The organism is Xanthomonas campestris pv. badrii, from assembly GCF_012848175.1.
Classification (GTDB): domain Bacteria; phylum Pseudomonadota; class Gammaproteobacteria; order Xanthomonadales; family Xanthomonadaceae; genus Xanthomonas; species Xanthomonas campestris_C.
This window is the reverse complement of sequence record NZ_CP051651.1, coordinates 3,778,192-3,795,403: the sequence shown is the minus strand read 5'-3', so window position 1 is coordinate 3,795,403 and position 17,212 is coordinate 3,778,192. Positions and strand designations below refer to the sequence as shown.

Annotated in this window: 13 protein-coding genes, 1 tRNA gene and 1 pseudogene; 9 read left to right on the top strand and 6 right to left on the bottom strand. The window is 62.9% G+C overall.

Annotated features, from left to right (window positions below):
* Positions 1 to 41: 41 nt before the first annotated feature.
* The 3 genes from HG421_RS16100 to ribA all read right to left on the bottom strand — a co-directional run bounded on the left by HG421_RS16100 (position 42) and on the right by ribA (position 3,331).
* Positions 42 to 1,550, bottom strand: coding sequence for a PH domain-containing protein (locus HG421_RS16100; RefSeq protein ID WP_169707237.1), 1,509 nt, complete (start codon positions 1,548 to 1,550; stop codon positions 42 to 44).
* Positions 1,547 to 2,023, bottom strand: a complete 477-nt coding sequence (locus HG421_RS16095) for a PH domain-containing protein (protein ID WP_211161861.1) — start codon at positions 2,021 to 2,023, stop codon at positions 1,547 to 1,549. Before HG421_RS16095 ends, HG421_RS16100 begins: the two co-directional genes overlap by 4 nt.
* A 174-nt stretch (positions 2,024 to 2,197) precedes the next feature.
* Entirely contained in the window at positions 2,198 to 3,331 is a 1,134-nt protein-coding gene (gene ribA, locus HG421_RS16090; RefSeq protein ID WP_169707235.1) for a GTP cyclohydrolase II RibA, read from the bottom strand.
* Positions 3,332 to 3,570: 239 nt separating this feature from the next.
* On the opposite strand from ribA, the gene HG421_RS16085 reads away from it, so the two are divergent.
* A complete protein-coding gene (locus HG421_RS16085; RefSeq protein WP_169707234.1) occupies positions 3,571 to 4,092 on the top strand; it encodes a GNAT family N-acetyltransferase in 522 nt (173 codons plus the stop codon).
* Positions 4,093 to 4,111: 19 nt separating this feature from the next.
* Here the strand turns inward: HG421_RS16085 and HG421_RS16080 are convergent, their stop codons facing one another.
* Positions 4,112 to 5,128 carry a lauroyl acyltransferase gene (locus HG421_RS16080; RefSeq protein WP_211161739.1) on the bottom strand — a complete coding sequence of 339 codons (1,017 nt, stop codon included), beginning with the start codon at positions 5,126 to 5,128 and terminating at the stop codon, positions 4,112 to 4,114.
* Here HG421_RS16080 and dtd point away from each other — a divergent pair.
* From dtd to HG421_RS16055, 5 genes and pseudogenes are all read left to right on the top strand, one after another.
* On the top strand, positions 5,127 to 5,567 hold the full coding sequence (gene dtd, locus HG421_RS16075) for a D-aminoacyl-tRNA deacylase (protein ID WP_169707232.1): 441 nt from the start codon (positions 5,127 to 5,129) through the stop codon (positions 5,565 to 5,567). The two genes, HG421_RS16080 and dtd, sit on opposite strands and share 2 nt — an antisense overlap.
* Positions 5,568 to 5,674: 107 nt before the next feature.
* On the top strand, positions 5,675 to 7,552 hold the full coding sequence (gene rpoD / locus HG421_RS16070; RefSeq protein WP_169707231.1) for an RNA polymerase sigma factor RpoD: 1,878 nt from the start codon (positions 5,675 to 5,677) through the stop codon (positions 7,550 to 7,552).
* Positions 7,553 to 7,727: 175 nt separating this feature from the next.
* A pseudogene (locus tag HG421_RS16065) lies at positions 7,728 to 8,052 on the top strand (hypothetical protein).
* Positions 8,053 to 8,166: 114 nt separating this feature from the next.
* Positions 8,167 to 8,242: transfer RNA gene (locus tag HG421_RS16060), tRNA-Ile, on the top strand.
* 182 nt (positions 8,243 to 8,424) lie between these two features.
* The gene (locus tag HG421_RS16055; protein ID WP_169707230.1) at positions 8,425 to 9,603 is read left to right on the top strand and encodes a tyrosine-type recombinase/integrase; all 1,179 of its coding nucleotides are present in this window, start codon (positions 8,425 to 8,427) and stop codon (positions 9,601 to 9,603) included.
* Here the strand turns inward: HG421_RS16055 and HG421_RS16050 are convergent.
* Positions 9,600 to 10,658, bottom strand: coding sequence for a Cfr10I/Bse634I family restriction endonuclease (locus HG421_RS16050; RefSeq protein WP_248279401.1), 1,059 nt, complete (start codon positions 10,656 to 10,658; stop codon positions 9,600 to 9,602). The two genes, HG421_RS16055 and HG421_RS16050, sit on opposite strands and share 4 nt — an antisense overlap.
* The gene (locus HG421_RS16045; RefSeq protein ID WP_169707228.1) at positions 10,591 to 10,845 is read right to left on the bottom strand and encodes a helix-turn-helix domain-containing protein; all 255 of its coding nucleotides are present in this window, start codon (positions 10,843 to 10,845) and stop codon (positions 10,591 to 10,593) included. Before HG421_RS16045 ends, HG421_RS16050 begins: the two co-directional genes overlap by 68 nt.
* Before the next feature lie 167 nt (positions 10,846 to 11,012).
* Here HG421_RS16045 and HG421_RS16040 point away from each other — a divergent pair, with 167 nt between their 5' ends.
* From HG421_RS16040 to HG421_RS16030, 3 genes are all read left to right on the top strand, one after another.
* Positions 11,013 to 12,236 (top strand): DNA cytosine methyltransferase, encoded by a 1,224-nt coding sequence (locus tag HG421_RS16040; RefSeq protein ID WP_169707227.1) that lies wholly within the window; start codon positions 11,013 to 11,015, stop codon positions 12,234 to 12,236.
* A gap of 273 nt (positions 12,237 to 12,509) precedes the next feature.
* Positions 12,510 to 13,151, top strand: coding sequence for a DUF1629 domain-containing protein (locus HG421_RS16035; RefSeq protein WP_169707226.1), 642 nt, complete (start codon positions 12,510 to 12,512; stop codon positions 13,149 to 13,151).
* A 37-nt stretch (positions 13,152 to 13,188) separates the two neighbouring features.
* Entirely contained in the window at positions 13,189 to 17,208 is a 4,020-nt protein-coding gene (locus tag HG421_RS16030; protein ID WP_168968114.1) for a hypothetical protein, read from the top strand.
* Positions 17,209 to 17,212: the final 4 nt, after the last annotated feature.

Here is a 17,212-nt window from a genome sequence, read left to right as displayed (position 1 = left end):
GATTCCCCGATTCCCCGATTCCCCGATTCCCCGATTCCCAATCACCAACGCAGCGTGCGACGTGCCAGCGCCGCGCCGAGTTGCGCCTGCAGTAGCTGCGCCTGTGCCAGCGGCACGAAGCGCAGCCGCAACGCGGGGCCGGTGGCGCTGGCACCGGCGGTATCCAGCCACAGCGTGGCGGTGCCGGTCAGGCGATCCAGTGGCGAGCGTTGCAACTGCAGTGCCTGCAGCTTGTCCAGTTCGGCCAGCCGCCACCAGCGCGTCCACCAGCCGCCGCGCACCGCCACGTAGCGCGCATCCACCGCGTAACCCATGCGCCGTACCTGCCGATGCGCCTTGAACGCGCTCCACGGCAGCCAGAGCAGCAGCCATGCGGCCTGACTTCCGATCTGCCATGCCAGCCCGGCCACCAGCGGCAGCACCAGCAGGACCGTCGGCAGGCTCAGGCGCCACCAGCAGTGCGTGGCAATGCCCTGCCAGTGTGGCGGCGGCCAGGCGATACCGGGCAGCAGGCGTTGCAACAGGGCATCGCAGCGCTGCGGCGCGGCGATCGGCGCCAGCTCCTTCAGTGCGCTGCCGTGGGTGTCGCCGGTGCCGGCCACGGCGGTGTCCACGCGCAACTGGCGACGGCCGAACAGGCGGTGCAGGCGGCCTTCGTACAGCGTCCACGACTGGATGCGCCGTCGTGCGACGCTGCTGCGGATACGCGTCAGCAGGCCGCGCTCCACGGTGAGGCGGCGTTCCGATTCGCTGAGATGGAAGCGGTGGTATTGCGCCAGCGCCAGCGCCACCGAGAGCGCGCGCATCGCCAGCAGCACCGCCAAGGTGGCGAGCACCGCCAGCGTGGCGGCCACTGCGGCACCGGGATGGACCTGGCTGACGTAGCGGTACGCGATTTCACCGTTGGTCTCGATGAAGTCGGAGGCCACGCGGCGCGGAATCATCTGGTAGATCACGCCAAAGCTGGCGGCCACCACCACCATGCCGCGGTTGGAGATCAGACCGAGCCGGATCACTTCGCCCACCGGCAGGCGCAGCAAGGTATTGCTGTTGCTGTCGTCGGCCTGCACCGGTATTGCATCGGCAGACTGCACGCGGCGCCGGATCAGGTCTTCCAGCGCCAGCGCCTGGTCCAGCCGCAGCACGCGCATTTCCGCCTCCGGCTTGTGCCCGCCGGCCGATTCCAGCCGCACTTCGGCCACGCCGGCCAGCCGATGCAGCAGCGATTGGTGCACCACCACGTTATGGATACGGGCGAACGGAATATCGCGCCGGCTGCGTTCCAGCAGGCCGCTGCGAATCGCCACGCCATCGGTGCCGATGCGGTAGCGATAGGTGAAGTAGCGCAGCACCGAGATCGCCACCAGCACCGCCATCACCACGCCGGTGGCGATATGGTCGGCGACGTCGCGGCTGCCATCGCGGCTGCCGAACACGATCAAGGCAACCAGTGGGACCAGGAACTGGCGGATCTGTTGCAACAGCACGAACACCCACGACAACGGATGCAGGCGCTGCTCGTCGTGGCCGCGATGTTCGATCGCACTCACAGCGCGTCGTCGTGGTGGTCGAGCTGGCGCGCCAGCCGGTCGCGCAGCTGCTCGGCATCGGCCCGATCCAGCCCGGACACGGCCACCGCATTGAGCCGGCTGCCGGCGGTGTGCACCACCAGCGTGGTCAGGCCGGTGGCGCGTTCGATCGGCCCGCGGCGCAGGTCCACGTGCTGCACGCGCGAGATCGGAACCCGCGTATCGCTCTGCCAGAGATGGCCGCGTTGCAGCGCCAGACCGTGCTGATCGAGTTTCCAGTGGGTGAGCCGATGCCGTTTGACGGCCAGCCATGCGCACAGCAACGCGAGCAGCAGCGTCGCCCCCAGTACCAGTGGCCAATAGCGCCAGGCGTGCAGCACGGTAACGGTCACACCGGCTGCAATCAGACCGGCGCAGCCACCGCCGAGCACACCATTGATTGCCGCCACATAGGCGCCGCGGCGAGGGAGCTGTTGCCACTGCGCATGGTCCACCGCAGGGGTCTGGGCAGCTGCAGCAGTGACCAGGATGTCGGGATGCGGCGGTGGAGCGTCGTGCACGGTGCAGGCCTGCAGAAGCGGTGCGCAAGCATAGCCGGGCGCCCGGTCAGGACGCATCCGCTGCTAGCGGGCTCACGTGGCGCGCAGTAGTTTTGCGAGCTGGTCCAACTACTGCGCCGCCAGGATCAACGCATCCACGTCCAGCGCATGGCCGGCACGGGTCGCCTTGGTGCGCAGGTAGTGTTCGTTTTCCGGGGTGATGTCGCCGGTGACCGGAATGCGCTCGTCCACCGCGATGCCGGCAGCGCGCAACCGCTCGGCCTTGGCCGGGTTGTTGGTCAACAGGCGGATCCGGCCGACGCCCAGGCCCCGCAGCATCGCCACTGCGCTGCCGTAGCGGCGTTCGTCCGGACCGAAGCCCAGCTGCGCATCGGCATCGATGGTGTCCAGGCCGGCATGCTGATACCCATAGGCGCGCATCTTGGCGGCGATGCCGGTGCCGCGGCCTTCCTGGTCCAGATACAGCAGCACGCCGCCGCCCAGCTCCTTCAGCTTGGCCAGCCCATGCCGCAACTGGTCGCCGCAATCGCATTTGAGCGAGCCGAACAGGTCGCCGGTCAGGCACGAGGAATGCACACGCACCGGCACCGCCGCCGACAGGTCGGGCTGGCCGACCACGATCGCCACCTGGTCGCGCTGCGCCACGCCGCCGCGAAACACCACGAATTCGCTCATGCCCAGGCCACGCAGTGGCACCGGGGTGCGGGTGACCAGCTCGTAGCCGGCTGCGGCGGACTTGGCGCACCCGCTGCCCAGGTCGTCCAGCGCCAGCGACTGGCAGCCGGCGAAGGCGGCATGGTCGTGCACATCGCGCAGGTCCACTGCCAGCAGCGCCGGCAGCAGCAGCCCCAGCCGCGCAATCTCCACGCCGCCGGCATCCAGCGCGTCGCCCGCAGCCCAGTGTGCCGGTACCGGGGTGTCGCGCAGATAGGCCAGGGCGGCCAGCTGGTCGTAGCTGTAGTCGGCCAGCGCGACGCGCGCACCCTGCGGCGCGGTCAACCCCAGCACCTGCGCGCGCGTGGGCGTAACGAAAAGATAGTGGCGGCCCTGCGCCGCGCGCGCGAAAGCGGTGTACGACTGCGCCGTGCTGCTGTCCAGCGCCAGCACGGCGCGCGACTGCCCGCCCGCGGCGGTGAGCAGCACCGGCCGGCCAGCCCGCAACTCGGAGGCGGCGCGCTCACAGCGGATCGCCGCCGGATCGCCGAAGGCCTGTGCGCTGGGGGAGGGGACGGGGCTGCTCATTCACGACTCCAGATGGGGATGGCCACGGCCGCTTCAAGGCGAACGCCGCCGCGCCGTTGCCGGACGCGTGGCGCCATTGTGCGTGCTTCGCAACCGACGGTTGCCACCGTGAGGTGGAACGCTGCATCCAGCGGCCGCGCGTGAGTGACGGCACCGGCAGTGATTGGTTGCGCGCCGGCTGCGTTGTTCAGCGCCCGGCAATGCTTTCTAATCAGCGCTCTTTCCGTTCAGCAGACCCCATGCGTCTTATCGACTGCAGTCAGGCACGTCATGCCAGTGCGATCCTGGACATCTTCAATGAGGCCATCGCCCATTCGACCGCGCTGTACGACTACCGGCCGCGGCCGCCCGAAAGCATGGTCGGCTGGTTCGCCACCAAGCGCGCCGGCGGATTTCCGGTGATCGGCGTGGAAGATGCCGATGGCACGCTGATGGGCTTCGCCAGCTATGGCACCTTTCGCGCCTGGCCGGCGTTCAAGTACAGCGTCGAGCATTCGATCTACGTGCACCGCGACCATCGTGGCAAAGGCCTGGGCCGCGTCCTGCTGCAGGCCTTGATCACCGCCGCCGAAGCGCGCGGCGTGCATGTGCTGGTCGGCGGGATCGATGCCAGCAATCAGGCCAGCATTGCCTTGCACGAGCAATTTGGCTTCACCCATGCCGGCACGGTGCGCGAAGCTGGCTTCAAGTTCGGGCGCTGGCTGGACCTGGCGTTCTATCAGCGCATCCTGGCCACGCCTGCCGAGCCACACGACGATTGAGCGTGGTGGGATTGCACTCCTAGTGCGGATGCCGCTCGGTGGCGTACGGGTTGGCCTCGCCGCTGCCCGGCGGGCGCAGCGTGTAGCGCTTGTAGGTCCACTGGTACTGCGCCGGATCGCGCCGGGCGATCTGCTCGATGCCGGCATTGAGCGCGCTGGCCGCATGCACCGGGTCAGGATCGGCCACCGCCGGGTCGGCCGGCTGCACATGCAGCGCAAACTGCAGATCCTCGCCGGCACGCTCGCACCAGCCGTACAACACCGTGGCGCCGGTGCGCTCGGCCAGCCGGTTGACCAGGGTCATGGTCAGCGCCTGCCTGCCGAAGAACGGCGCAAACACGCCATCGCCCATCTTCGGTTGCTGGTCGGGCAGGATGCCGACCGCACCGCCGTCCTTGAGCACCTTGAACAACTGCCGCACGGCCGGGCCTTCGGCACGCACCTGGCGCACGTTGTCGCCGCCACGCGCCAGCTGCAGGAAACCGTCCACCGCCTCGGACTCGGGCGGCCGGTAGACGATCGCGATCGGCCCGCGTTCGGAGAGCCACTGGTTGAGCAATTCCCAGTTGCCGAAATGCGGCGCCGCCACGATCACCCCGCGCCCGGAGGCCAGCGCCGCGTCGTAGAGTTCCTGGCCGTTGCGTTGCAGACGGGCCAGGTTTTCCGCCGGCGGGCGGGTCCAGGTGCGCAGCACTTCCAGGGTCTGGCGTGCGGTCGAGCGCAGGATCTGTGCATGCAGCTGCGCGCGCTGGGCATCGCTCTGCTCCGGATAGGCCAGTTCCAGGTTGCGCCACGCCACGCGCGCCTCGCGTGCATCGAGCTTGCGCCAGCTCCAGGCCAGCGTGTCGGCCATGCGTTTGAGCAGCGGCCACGGCAGGCGGCCCACGGTGACGGCGGTGGCGTAGAGCAGGCGAGCGCGAAGATCAGGTGTCATCCGCGCAATTCTAAACAGCGTGGCCGGCGAAGACCCGCAGGTGACAGTGCGGGCAGCGCTGGGCATGCTGCGCGACACACTCTGCTGCCCAGGACTCTGCATGCTCGCCTTGATCCAGCGCGTCACCCGCGCCAGCGTCACGGTCGATGACCGGATCGTCGGGCAGGTCGGTCCCGGGCTGCTGGCGCTGGTTGGCGTGGAGCCCGGCGACAGCGATGCACAGATCCGCCGCCTGGCCGAGCGCCTGCTCAGCTACCGGGTCTTCGGCGACGACGCCGGCAAGATGAACCGCTCACTCACCGATACCGGCGGCGGGCTGCTGCTGGTCAGCCAGTTCACCCTGGCTGCGGACACCAGTTCCGGCAACCGCCCGGGCTTCAGCACGGCCGCGCCACCCGGGGAGGCTGAACGGGCGTTCAATCGCTTGGTGGAGATCTGCCGCGAAAAACACCGCGCCGGGGTGGAAACCGGGCGTTTTGGTGCCCATATGGTTGTCGACCTGGTCAATGACGGCCCGGTGACCTTTCTTCTCAGACCCTAGATACACCACATCACTAGTGGTCCCGTCTTGATTCCGGCAGACCGGGCTTCACGCTGGTATAATGCTAGGTTCTCTTTCCAATCTCAAAGCCGGTGGCGCGAGCACTCATGGCCAACGAACGTCCTGCCCAGCAATCCGACATCAAGCTACTGATCAGCAAGGGCCTGGAACAGGGCTATCTGACCTACGCCGAAGTCAATGACCATCTGCCCGACGACCTCGTCGACCCGGAGCAGATCGAAGACATCATCAGCATGATCAACGGCATGGGCATCGATGTCCATGAAGTTGCCCCCGATGCCGAAACCCTGCTGCTCAACGATGGCAACACCGGCAACCGCGAGGTTGACGATACCGCCGCCGAAGAAGCCGCCGCCGCGCTGACCGCGCTCGATACCGAAGGTGGCCGCACCACCGACCCGGTGCGCATGTACATGCGCGAAATGGGCACGGTCGAGCTGCTGACCCGCGAAGGCGAAATCGCCATCGCCAAGCGTATCGAAGAAGGCCTGAGCCAGGTCCAGGCAGCACTGGGCGTGTTCCCGCTGTCCACCGAAATGCTGCTGGCCGATTACGAAGCGCACAAGGAAGGCAAGAAGCGTCTGGCCGAAATCGTGGTCGGCTTCAACGACCTGATCGAAGAGGCCGACGCCGCCGCTGCTGCGCTGGCCGCCGCCGGCCCGGTCGCCGTGTCCGACGATGAAGCGGTGGACCAAGACGACGACGAAGACGGCGATGACGACGCTGCCGAAGAAGAAGCCGGCCCGACCGGTCCGGACCCGGTGGAAGTGGCCACGCGCATGGAGAACCTGGCCAATGAATATGCCAAGTTCAAGAAGGCCTATGCCAAGAACGGCGCCGAACACAAGCTGGTGGTCAAGGCGCGCGAAGACGTGGCGGCGATTTTCACTACCTTCAAGCTGCCGCTGCCGCTGACCGATGCGCTGGTCACCCAGCTGCGTGGCGTGGTCAACGGCATCAAGGACCACGAGCGCAAGGTGCTGCACCTGGCGACCACCGTGGCGCGCATGCCGCGCAAGGACTTCATCCGCTCCTGGGAAGGCAACCAGACCAACCTGGAGTGGGTGGAAGACGCACTCAAGCGCAAGCAGAAGTGGTCCTCGGCGCTGCGCGACGTCAAGGACCAGATCGTCTCCGAGCAGCAGGGCTCGATCGAGATGGAGAAGGCCAACTACCTGACCCTGGGCGAGATCAAGGAAATCAGCCGTGCGATGGCCTATGGCGAAGCCAAGGCGCGCAAGGCCAAGAAGGAAATGGTCGAGGCCAACCTGCGCCTGGTGATCTCCATCGCCAAGAAGTACACCAACCGCGGTCTGCAGTTCCTGGACCTGATCCAGGAAGGCAACATCGGCCTGATGAAGGCGGTGGACAAGTTCGAATACCGTCGCGGCTACAAGTTCTCGACCTATGCAACGTGGTGGATCCGTCAGGCCATCACCCGTTCGATCGCCGATCAGGCGCGCACCATCCGTATCCCGGTGCACATGATCGAAACGATCAACAAGTTGAACCGCATTTCCCGCCAGATGCTCCAGCAGTTCGGCCGCGAGGCCACGCCGGAAGAGCTGGCCAAGGAAATGGACATGCCGGAAGACAAGATCCGCAAGGTGATGAAAATCGCCAAGGAGCCGATCTCGATGGAAACCCCGATCGGCGACGACGAGGATTCGCATCTGGGCGACTTCATCGAGGACACCAACGTGGAGTCCCCGATCGACAACACCACCAACATCAATCTCTCCGAGACGGTGCGCGATGTGTTGGCCGGCCTCACCCCGCGCGAGGCCAAGGTGCTGCGCATGCGCTTCGGTATCGACATGAATACCGATCACACGCTGGAAGAAGTGGGCAAGCAGTTCGACGTCACCCGCGAGCGGATTCGCCAGATAGAGGCCAAGGCGTTGCGCAAGCTGCGTCACCCCAGCCGCTCGGAACAGCTGCGCTCGTTCCTGGATATCGACTGAGTTGTCGGTCGTCGCGCTCAGCTGATCACACAACAGCCCCGCACCTGCGGGGCTGTTGTGTTGTGGGGCCCGGTGAAGCGATGCTTGCCGCGTGCGCTGCCGGGAACAGCGCCGGCCAGGCCACGCAGCTTCACGTTCTGGCGACGAAACCGCACCGCACCGCACTATTAAATGGATGTTTCCTTCAATCTCACCTGATGTTCCGGCCGGCGCTTCTACGTTGGTGCTACGAATGGAAACGAGACCGTCCGATGAGTAGGCAAAGCCGCTTCGAGACCACCACCTACCGCGATCACGAGATCCGCGTACGCGCTGCGCAGGCGTCACCGACGGCTAGGTGGACGTTGTGGGTGGATGTCTATGCCAACAACGGCAGCACGCGGCTGCCGCGCATCAGTGGCCAGGACCAGACCTGGGAGACCTACCAGGACGCCATCGCGCAGGGCTTCCGCGCAGGCCGCCAGCTGATCGACAGGCAACGACAGACGGCTGATGCGTAAGGCGTGGTTTGTGTGCCTGGCCTACAGCAGACAAGCCCGCGGACAGACAGGTAAACTTGCCCCACTCCCATGGGCCCGATGCATGCATGCGGCACCAGCGAGCGCTGTGCAGCAGGGCCTATAGCTCAACGGTTAGAGCAGAGGACTCATAATCCTTTGGTTGAAGGTTCGAATCCTTCTGGGCCCACCACACAGGCATTTCAAGAAGTCCAGCACCTTCCGATGCGAAGACAAAAACCCGCTCTCCTGCGGGTTTTTTCGTTTTATGCTGTCCGAAGAAATTGTATAACCTCCGGTCGATAGGTGAGTAAGGGTGTGAGTAAGAATCGCCCTGCAGCTATCGGTACTCACAAATGACGTACTCACCCGCCTATGCTGACAGATACGAAATTGAGAGCTTTGAAGCCCAAGGAATCCGTTTACCGCGTCGCCGATGCTAATGGCCTTTGTATTGAGGTTAGACCTACAGGCGCACGCCTGTGGCGCTACCGCTACCGGTTCGCAGGCAAAGCCAGCATGGCGGGCCTGGGAGAGTACCCATCAATGTCTCTCGCGGAGGCGAGGGCCGCCAGGGACAAAGCCCGCGCCGTGCTGAAAGCTGGTGCTAATCCCGTCCAGGCAGCACGTGCGCAGCGGGCCGCACTGATCGAGAGCTCTGAGACGACCTTCCGCGTCGTGGCCACAGAGCTTCTTTCCAAGCGCGTAAGAAAACTGAGTCCTGGGTCCGTCGTGCGAGAGCGACGCTTGATAGAGAAAGATCTAGCGCACATTGGAGAGATTCCAGTGGCTGACGTGACTGCCCCGGCGCTTTTGACTGCCCTGCGCAAGATTGAGCAGCGTGGTGCCGTCGAGTCAGCCCATAGAGCGCGAGCATTGGCTTCTCAGGTCTTTCGCTACGCCATCGCAACCGGCAGAGCGACCAACAACCCTGCGCATGATCTGATCGGGGCTCTTATGCAACCCCAGGTCACCCATTTCGCGAGCGTGACCGAGCCCGCGGAAGTCGCCCCCATGCTCCGGGCGATCTACGGATACCAAGGCTCCGCCGTCGTCGTTGCCGCCCTCAAGCTCGCCGCCTTGGTCTTCGTACGTCCTGGGGAGCTGAGGAGTGCACGTTGGGCTGATATTGACCTTGAGTCTGCGGAATGGCGCTACGTAACAAGCAAGACAAAGACGCCCCATGTCGTCCCTCTCTCATCCCAAGCCCTGGACATTCTGCGTGAGCTACAGCCTTTGACAGGTAGGCACGAATTCGTATTTCCGAGCGTACGAGGAGTGAGGCGGCCGATGAGCGAAAATACGATCAACGCTGCGCTCCGACGTCTTGGTTTTGACAGCAGCACGATGACCGGCCATGGCTTCCGGGCCATGGCCCGGACTATCCTGGACGAAGTGCTGGGCTTTCGACCTGATTTCATTGAGCACCAGCTGGCGCATGCAGTACGAGACCCACTCGGACGAGCCTACAACCGCACATCCCACCTCAGTGAAAGGCGGAAGATGATGCAAGCCTGGGCCGACTATTTAGATGAGCTCAGGGGGGGGGCTTAGATAGGGAAACGAGGGAGATCGTCCAGGATGGACTGGGCTGTTGCACGGGGTGACAGAGCGAGATAGGTCTGATCGACGGCTTTCTGAGACATGCCTCCACGAATAAGTGAAGTCAGGAGCCCGGACTTGTAGGCCTTTTCAACGTTCGCGCCTTCAAAAGACCCCATATGGGCATAGAACCGCATGGCGGAGCCACGCAACACATACTCAATCAGGAACTTGAGCACGGTCGCTTCGTAGAGCGGCTGATAGAGCCGATCGCTCCGCGTGGTGCGTTTCACTGCAATTGCCATCAGAAAGCCACTGCTGTCTACCTGCCCTTCGAGCAAGGCGTGTGCATCCTCGAGTGCAGCAAGGTTCGCGCTGTTCAGGTTAGGCAGGTCCTCCAGGAATATCTCCAGGCCTGGAGGAAGGGGATGAGGTAGGCGGAGCGCCACGATGTCGGGCGAAGACAAACCCAGAGTCATGTCTGCCATCTCCATTGAGTGCTCGAAAGCCTGGATCGTGGCGCGCACATCGGGTCTAAAAAGCTTTGTTGCGTTGTACCCCCGTGGCAGCTTGACGATCGCGACTTTTCGAGCGGGCGTCGCAACGGATGCGACAGGCTGCGTGAATGATTGCGACGTCCAGAGGCCAGTCTCCATGAACCGATTCCAAGCCGCAGCAGCGTTCCACAATGCAGCTGCTTCCAGCAGCTCAAAAACGTCGCCCTCAACCTTGTTGACGGCATTCCCCTCGAACTTGAAACCCGCTCCAAAGTTCGCGACGCCCGCGTTAAAGGAGTTCTTTCGGAGCTGGCCAAGATATTCGTTGAAGGTCCGGTCCGGGGCCGGGTCGTTCGCGCAACCAGGGACGAAGGAGTCAAACGTACAGGCCGTGATGGTGGCCTGCCGCAAACGGAAGTCCGTACTTCGCCCCTTGACCCTATTAGTGCGTCGATCCTCGATGCATACGCCGTAAGGACAGTTGGCACAGTCGATTTGTAGATCAGGGGCGAAGGGCATCCGGCCTTTCCATGGCTGTTGCACATTGACGTGCTGTTGCGAATAGAACATCCAGGTCAGAGCCGAGGGCGTCTGCAAGTTTTTGCATGACCTGAAGCGTTGGATTTCGAACGCCTCGCTCGACCCCACTGATGTAGGTGCGGTCCAATCCCGACCGGTCAGCCAAGTCCTCTTGGCTGAGTCGTAGCAATTCTCTCTGGCGCCGAACGGCGGCGCCGAAGCTGGCGGCAAGATCCATGTCTCGCAGCGTATTTGCCTGTGGACGAAGAGGCTACGGACTATGAGTCACAAAACTGCATGTAGCGCCAGATGGCGCTAGGTGCCCCAGCAACTTGAAGTCTGATGACAGCCAAGATAGGCTCTCACGCAGATTGAAAGTCACATTTAAACGCCGGTGGAGCCGCGATGAAAAAGACGACCATGCCGACAGCCCTCTCCCTGTTTTCGGGCTGCGGTGGGTTCTGTGAGGGGATGAAAACAGCGGGGTTCGATATCCGGGCAGCAGTGGAGATGGATCGCTACGCCTGTGAGACCTATCGCCACAATTTTCCGTCCACCCCCTTGATTGAGGGAGACGTGCACGAGTTCTTGAAGCCTCGTTCAAGCGACTTGAAGAAGTACCGTCTAAACGACGTTGATGTGGTGTTTGGAGGACCGCCGTGCCAGGGCTATAGCCAGATCGGCACGCGCCGCCTGGATGACGAGCGTAACGAGCTCTATCTCCAGTACACACGTATCGTCGAAAAGCTGCGCCCGCGCGTCTTCTTGATGGAAAACGTGCCGAACATGGTGCTCCTCAACAAGGGGCACTTCCGTAAGCTGATTACCGAGAAGTTCGCCTCTATCGGCTACAGCAACGTGGTGGTGCTTCGGGTGTCAGCAGCCGACTATGGTGTGCCTCAGCTTCGCCAGCGGGTGATCTTTGTTGGCACCCGTGATGAAGATGCGTTCTCGTTCGACATGGAGAGCTTCTGCAACGCCGTTCTCGATAGTTTGAAGGTTCGAAAGCACGTGACTGTCCGCGAGGCGCTAGATGACCTGCCGAGCGAAGTGGTACACAGCGGCGAGGTGATGAGCTACCCCGCCGCAGATTCGCCTTCACGCTTCCAAAAGATGATGAGGCTGGATCACGGACTTGCTCAGTACAGTAAGGCCACCAAGCGCCAGCGGGGGCTGGGCTCAGGCGAAGCTGTGCTGCACAACCACCACACGAAAGAAATACAAGCGCGCCGTGCCAATCTAATTTCCCTCTTGGAAGCTGGAAAGAAGGCTGACAGCCTTCCAAAGGAGATCTGGAATGGGAAGCGTCCAGAGAAGTGGCGTCGCCTGCATCCAGAAGAGCCTTCGTACACGATCCTTGCCCACATGCATCGTGACCTCAGCGAGTGGGTACATCCCTACTTGAATCGCTGGATTACCGTGCGTGAGGCCGCCCGCCTTCAATCCTTCCATGACGGCTTTGTCTTCCGGGGGAGTGAATGGCAGCAGTTGAAGCAAATCGGCAACGCTGTGCCGCCACTTATGGGGCACGCACTCGGTGTCTTAGCACAGGAGGTCCTGAAAGCTTTAGACGAAGGCAACGCTTATGACGGAATTGCATCGGAGATGTTGCAGTTAGTCGCCGCCTAACGACTTGCCCGCTCTGAGCGCCAAGCAAAGCTTTTTCATCCGCATATGAATTTGATTGGGCTACTTGTGTGGTCAGTGCGAAGACTGATGAACTCAGTGGAAAAGGAGTCGAGTTGTCGGATCATCGGAGAAAGGGGTTCGGCTCTCGCTGTGGCTGAGCGAGCATCGCAGCACGGGACGTGTATGTGCATGGTCTGCTCAGGCCATCGACCAGCGGGGTAGACTCTGCCCGGCTGAGGTGGAGAGTCTAGCTAGGTGGACTGGGCGTAACTCATGGAGATCAAGATGACTAATCAGCCCCAAAAGGAAGAGTTCTTCCAGCTGCGGCCCGATGTCCGCCGAGGCGGGAAGGGACACGGAGTAATCTTTGAGAACGAAAAAGCCCTGCGAACGCCGCCGCGGCTCATCTTGAAGCCAGAGCAAGGGGGATTCCCTTCACTGCGCGAAACCCCACGCTTGGTCTATCACCCCGATGAAGGTGTGCTTCCTCAAGATCTCGAAGGTGGATTCAGCGGCTATTGGTTGGTCTCCGAACGACTCCGCCAAGTGATGGAGTCCGTGGACGCGGACGCCTTCGTTTTTGCAGATGCCGACTATCGCCTTGCTGATGGGTCGCCAGGGCCAACCGTCTTCCTTTGCGATGTTGTTCGCACGCTAGACGCTCTGGACGAGCGTGCCTCTGAACTCAATATCGAAATTAGTGACGAATTCGAAGCAGGCAAATACTACGATCTTACCGGTGACGTCCGACTGGCATTCAGGCGCGATGTTCTCGGCTCGGCACACGTTTTTAGGCTGCCGTTTCATGGGGGTGTTTTTTGCGATCGGGTATTCAAGGAAGCTATTGAGGCTGCAGGCATCGTCACACCGGACCAGTCCAATGGGCTTTGGTTCTACGACACGGTGAACTGCTGATCCACGCGTCAAGGGCACAAGGAATAGATCCTGAGCCATGCCGAACTATCGGACACTTTTCCAAGACCATCACAACATCGAACAGCAGACGCTGAAGAACAGCGAACTGTTGGCGAAGTTGCAGGAAGTCGGCAAGTTCCATATTCATGCCCCCGAGAACCGATTGTTTCTCCCGGCCAGTCCTCAGTTGGCGGACGCTCTCGGTGTCACACCACACAGTGGCGGACCGCTTGCCGAATACCAGAACGGGATGCTTGAGCGATTGGAGCGACTGCAGTCGACGCGAGACGGCCAATTAGCGCTGAGTGGCGACACGGACGCAATGGATCGGGTCGTGAAGCGCGTGGAACAGTTGCGCGATACCGTCAAGGTCGGACTGATCAACAATGACTTGAATACCAACACGCCAGTAGGTGAGCTTCCAGCGCAAACCAACCAGAGAGTTCGCCAGTTCTTTCGTGATATCCCTGCCTACTACCAACGCCACGCTCAGCAGATCGAGGCTCTAAAGGGATTCACGGGGGTGGACCATGGCTGGGGAGCTGTTGCGCATTCCGAGTCGCGCATCGTCACTACGCTCAACCAGATCCATGTCAGCAACACCGCCATCGTTCGAGGCGGAGACATCGAGCTTCAGCGCCATGGGTTGTCGCTCGCCATTGCCAATGCCCATCACGATGGGCGGGTGGTCTTCTCCGAGCGGAGCATCCTCAAGGTCGAGCAGGTTCTGGGCGAAGAAGCCGCCGGACCTCTGCGAGTTCCCCGTGGGCAAAGGGGTGCCGTGTCCATGGAAGTATTGCTCGGCAATGCTTCGGCCAGCACCTTGGTCCGCTCGGGTGGCTTGCTGGTGACCGGCGCGGATGCGGTGGTAACCGCTCGCCGATCTGCCGAGTTGCTGGAACAAGGCAATGCCACCGCCGCGCAGTCCGAGGTCACCCATGCATTGGCCCGCAACGTCGGCGGTTGGGCCGGTGGTGCGTCCACCGCCGCCGCGATTGGTGGCAGCGGCTTCGTGCCTGCGGCGTTGGTGGTGGGCGATGCTGTCTTGATGAGCAAGGCGTTCGACAAAGGCGCCGACTTGCTGGACAACCGCGCCATCTATCACCAGACCGACAAGGCCGGTGTGGAGTGGCAATTCAACGGTCGCAACTGGCAGCGCGACACGGCCATCGACCTTGCCCAGGACGGCGGCCGCACATCGGGCGAGCAGCCCGTGGTCGCCAGCTATGAGAAATCGCAGGAACTGGGGGCGCTGGCCAACGCCAAGGCCGTGGAGTTGGCGCTAGGTAAGGTGCCTGCGCCCCAGGACCCGTTCGACCTCCCTGCTCAGGCAAGCGACCAGGTAGGACTGGATAACCAAAATTGGCGACGCAATCCGGAAAGCCAGACGTGGGAACGACAGGTCAAAACCTCAGTGTCCGGTGCCAACGACCGAGGCAGCTACGAACACCAAACCGCTTCCCCGGAACGCGCGCAGCAACTCAACCAAGAAGCCCTGGCCCGTATCGAACACAACATCGCCACCGGGCGCGAAGCCATCGCCGCCGCCTATCTGGAAAACCATGCTGCTCAGCGAGCCCAGGCTTACGGTGTCGAAGTGCCTGCGGCCGTTCAAGCCGCCCAGGCCAAGCCCGGCGCTGTGCTGGGGTCGGACGCTCAGCTTTACCAGCGCACTGAGTCTGGGCAGTGGGCCGGCAAGGATGGCGTTGCCAGCGGCAACTTGGCGGTGGAGCTGGAACTGACCGACCATATGCGGCAACCCTCGCTGGAACGGTCACAAGAAGCCCTGGCAGCGATTCAAGCGCTCCCCGCTCCCACAGCGGCGCAGATGGAGCACAACGAGCTGCTGCACCGTTACCGGGCTGCCGGCGTCGATTTGAACGTCAACCCAGACACCCAGCAGGCCGTGAAGCTAGCCTCGCAGCGGACCATGGAGGTCAACGGCATCACCGGGCCGACCATGCAGCAGTTGCAGCGCAATGAGTCGGGGCAATATGGGTATGACAGCCCCATCGCGCACCTCCAACGCGGCAGCGATGGGGTCGCTCGTGTGGTTGCCATCACCAGCAGCGAAGAAATCCGGCAGGCGTTGAGTGAGGCGCGGGACCACCGACAGGAATCGGCAACCGTTGCTCGGGCGTCCGAAGCGACGGGAGATGGGGACGCCTCGACCTCCGAGTCGTCCAATCCGCAGCAAGTGCTGGATATCCAAGCACGCATGCAAGCCTCTGTCGCGGCGCAGGCGCGGCAAGAACGCGAGCAGCAAGATCGTGTTGCGCAAGAGCAGCACGTCGCGCAGGTGCGCGAGCACCTCCAGCAGGTGCAGCCTGAGCACGAAGACAGGTCACAAAGCGAGCAAGCGGTTCAGGCGAACGCGGTGTTGGAAGGTCAACGCCAAGCTGAGCAGCAGCGTGAGCTAGAAGAGCGCCAGGTGCAGGAGCGCCAAGCGCAGACCAGCCAGCAACGCGAGCTGCAGGAGCGTGAGGAGAGGGACGCTCAGCAGCGGCAGGCGCAGGAACGCCAAGCCGAAGACAACCAGCAGCGGGAGCAGCAAGACCGCCAGGCTCAAGAAACCAGGCAAGTTGAGGTCCAGGAACGTCAGGCTCAGCAGGCACAGGATCAGCAGCAACAAACTCAAGCACTCGAACCGACGCAGGACCAACGTCAGCAAGCCTCGCAGCAACCAGACACTCAGCATCACGCACCAGAGCTCGCGCCGACTCAGCAAACAACGCTCCCTCAGTCGCTGGAGGATGCACGCTCACTGCTGGAAACACAGAATCAACCGGCGAACGAACGCCTTGCTCCTGACGCACATGAATCACTGAAGCAAACGTCCGAGGCAGGTAACGCCCAGCCGCGTCAAGCCCAAGAAGCAGAGCACTCGCTGGAAATGTCGGGGGCGGAGAATCGCGCCGCTGCCCGCGTCCAAGTGTCTTCCTCCAAAGGTCCGGAGCCGGGAAGCCTACCTTCCCACAGCGTGCAGGCCGATGCGGGGCCGTCAGCGCTGACGCAGCAGGTGGAGATGGAGCAAGCGTTGGTCCGCCAGCAAGACACGGCGCATGAGCAGGAGGCAGAGCCGGTTCGCGTCATAGCTCAAACAACACCTGCGACAGTAGAGCCGTTGAGTGCATCGCAGTCCGCAGCGTCTACCAAACCTGAGCAAGAAACGACGTCAGAGCAGAACCGTCCTTCGGACACGTTTCTCGCTGAGCATGACGCGCCAGCGCTATCCCCTGCATACCTCGCGCAGGCACACGGGCAATCGTTAGGAGGTAGCGCAGAGAATCGCTTTCCCAAGGAGCCAGCAGACGCGGAAAACCAGCAGCCCCAATCGACCCCAGCGCAGGACCGCAGCGCCGCCGACCCGGGTGGCGCACTGTTCCTGGAAGAGACCATGCGCTCGCTGCGTCAACTGCAACAGGAGATTGAGGCGGCGGATCGGGAAGACGAGCGCTTCCACCAGGAATGGAAGGAGTATCGCGATCGTGGAGAACCCTATCCCTTCGCTCGCGACGACACCCGAAGCGTGGACGGCGCCAGCCTCGACGAGTTCCCGCAGCGCGAGCAAGCGCATCGCTCTCCCAGTGAAGCGGCTGAACAAACCGATGCCTTTCCACCTCTAGCTCAGCGCTTCGCCGGTCCAGGTGCAGGGGATGCGCCAAACGATTCGTCGCAGACTCAGCGAAAATCCATCACGGGCGACCCAGACGTAGACGAGGTGCTCTACGCGCTCGATAGCAAGAACGAGCTGGCGATCGAGCAGGCCTTGAATCGGGTGGCCAACAGCGCAGCAACGCAGGCGCTGATCAAAAGAGGCAACGAGTTCCTGGAAGCGCAGGCCCAGCAGGAGGCCCAGGAGCACGTCACCACACGCCAGGCGCTGGGGATGGATGTCTCAGCAGAGGTCAACACCAGCCGCGGACCTGTGATGGTGATGACGCTGCCGGAGTTCGCCAAGGGGCCGATGCAGAGCGGTCCCCAAGGGGACGGCGGTGGAGGCGGAGACGGCGGCGGCGGGGGAGGAGGCGGTGGTGGTGGAGGGGGCGGTGGTTAGTCAA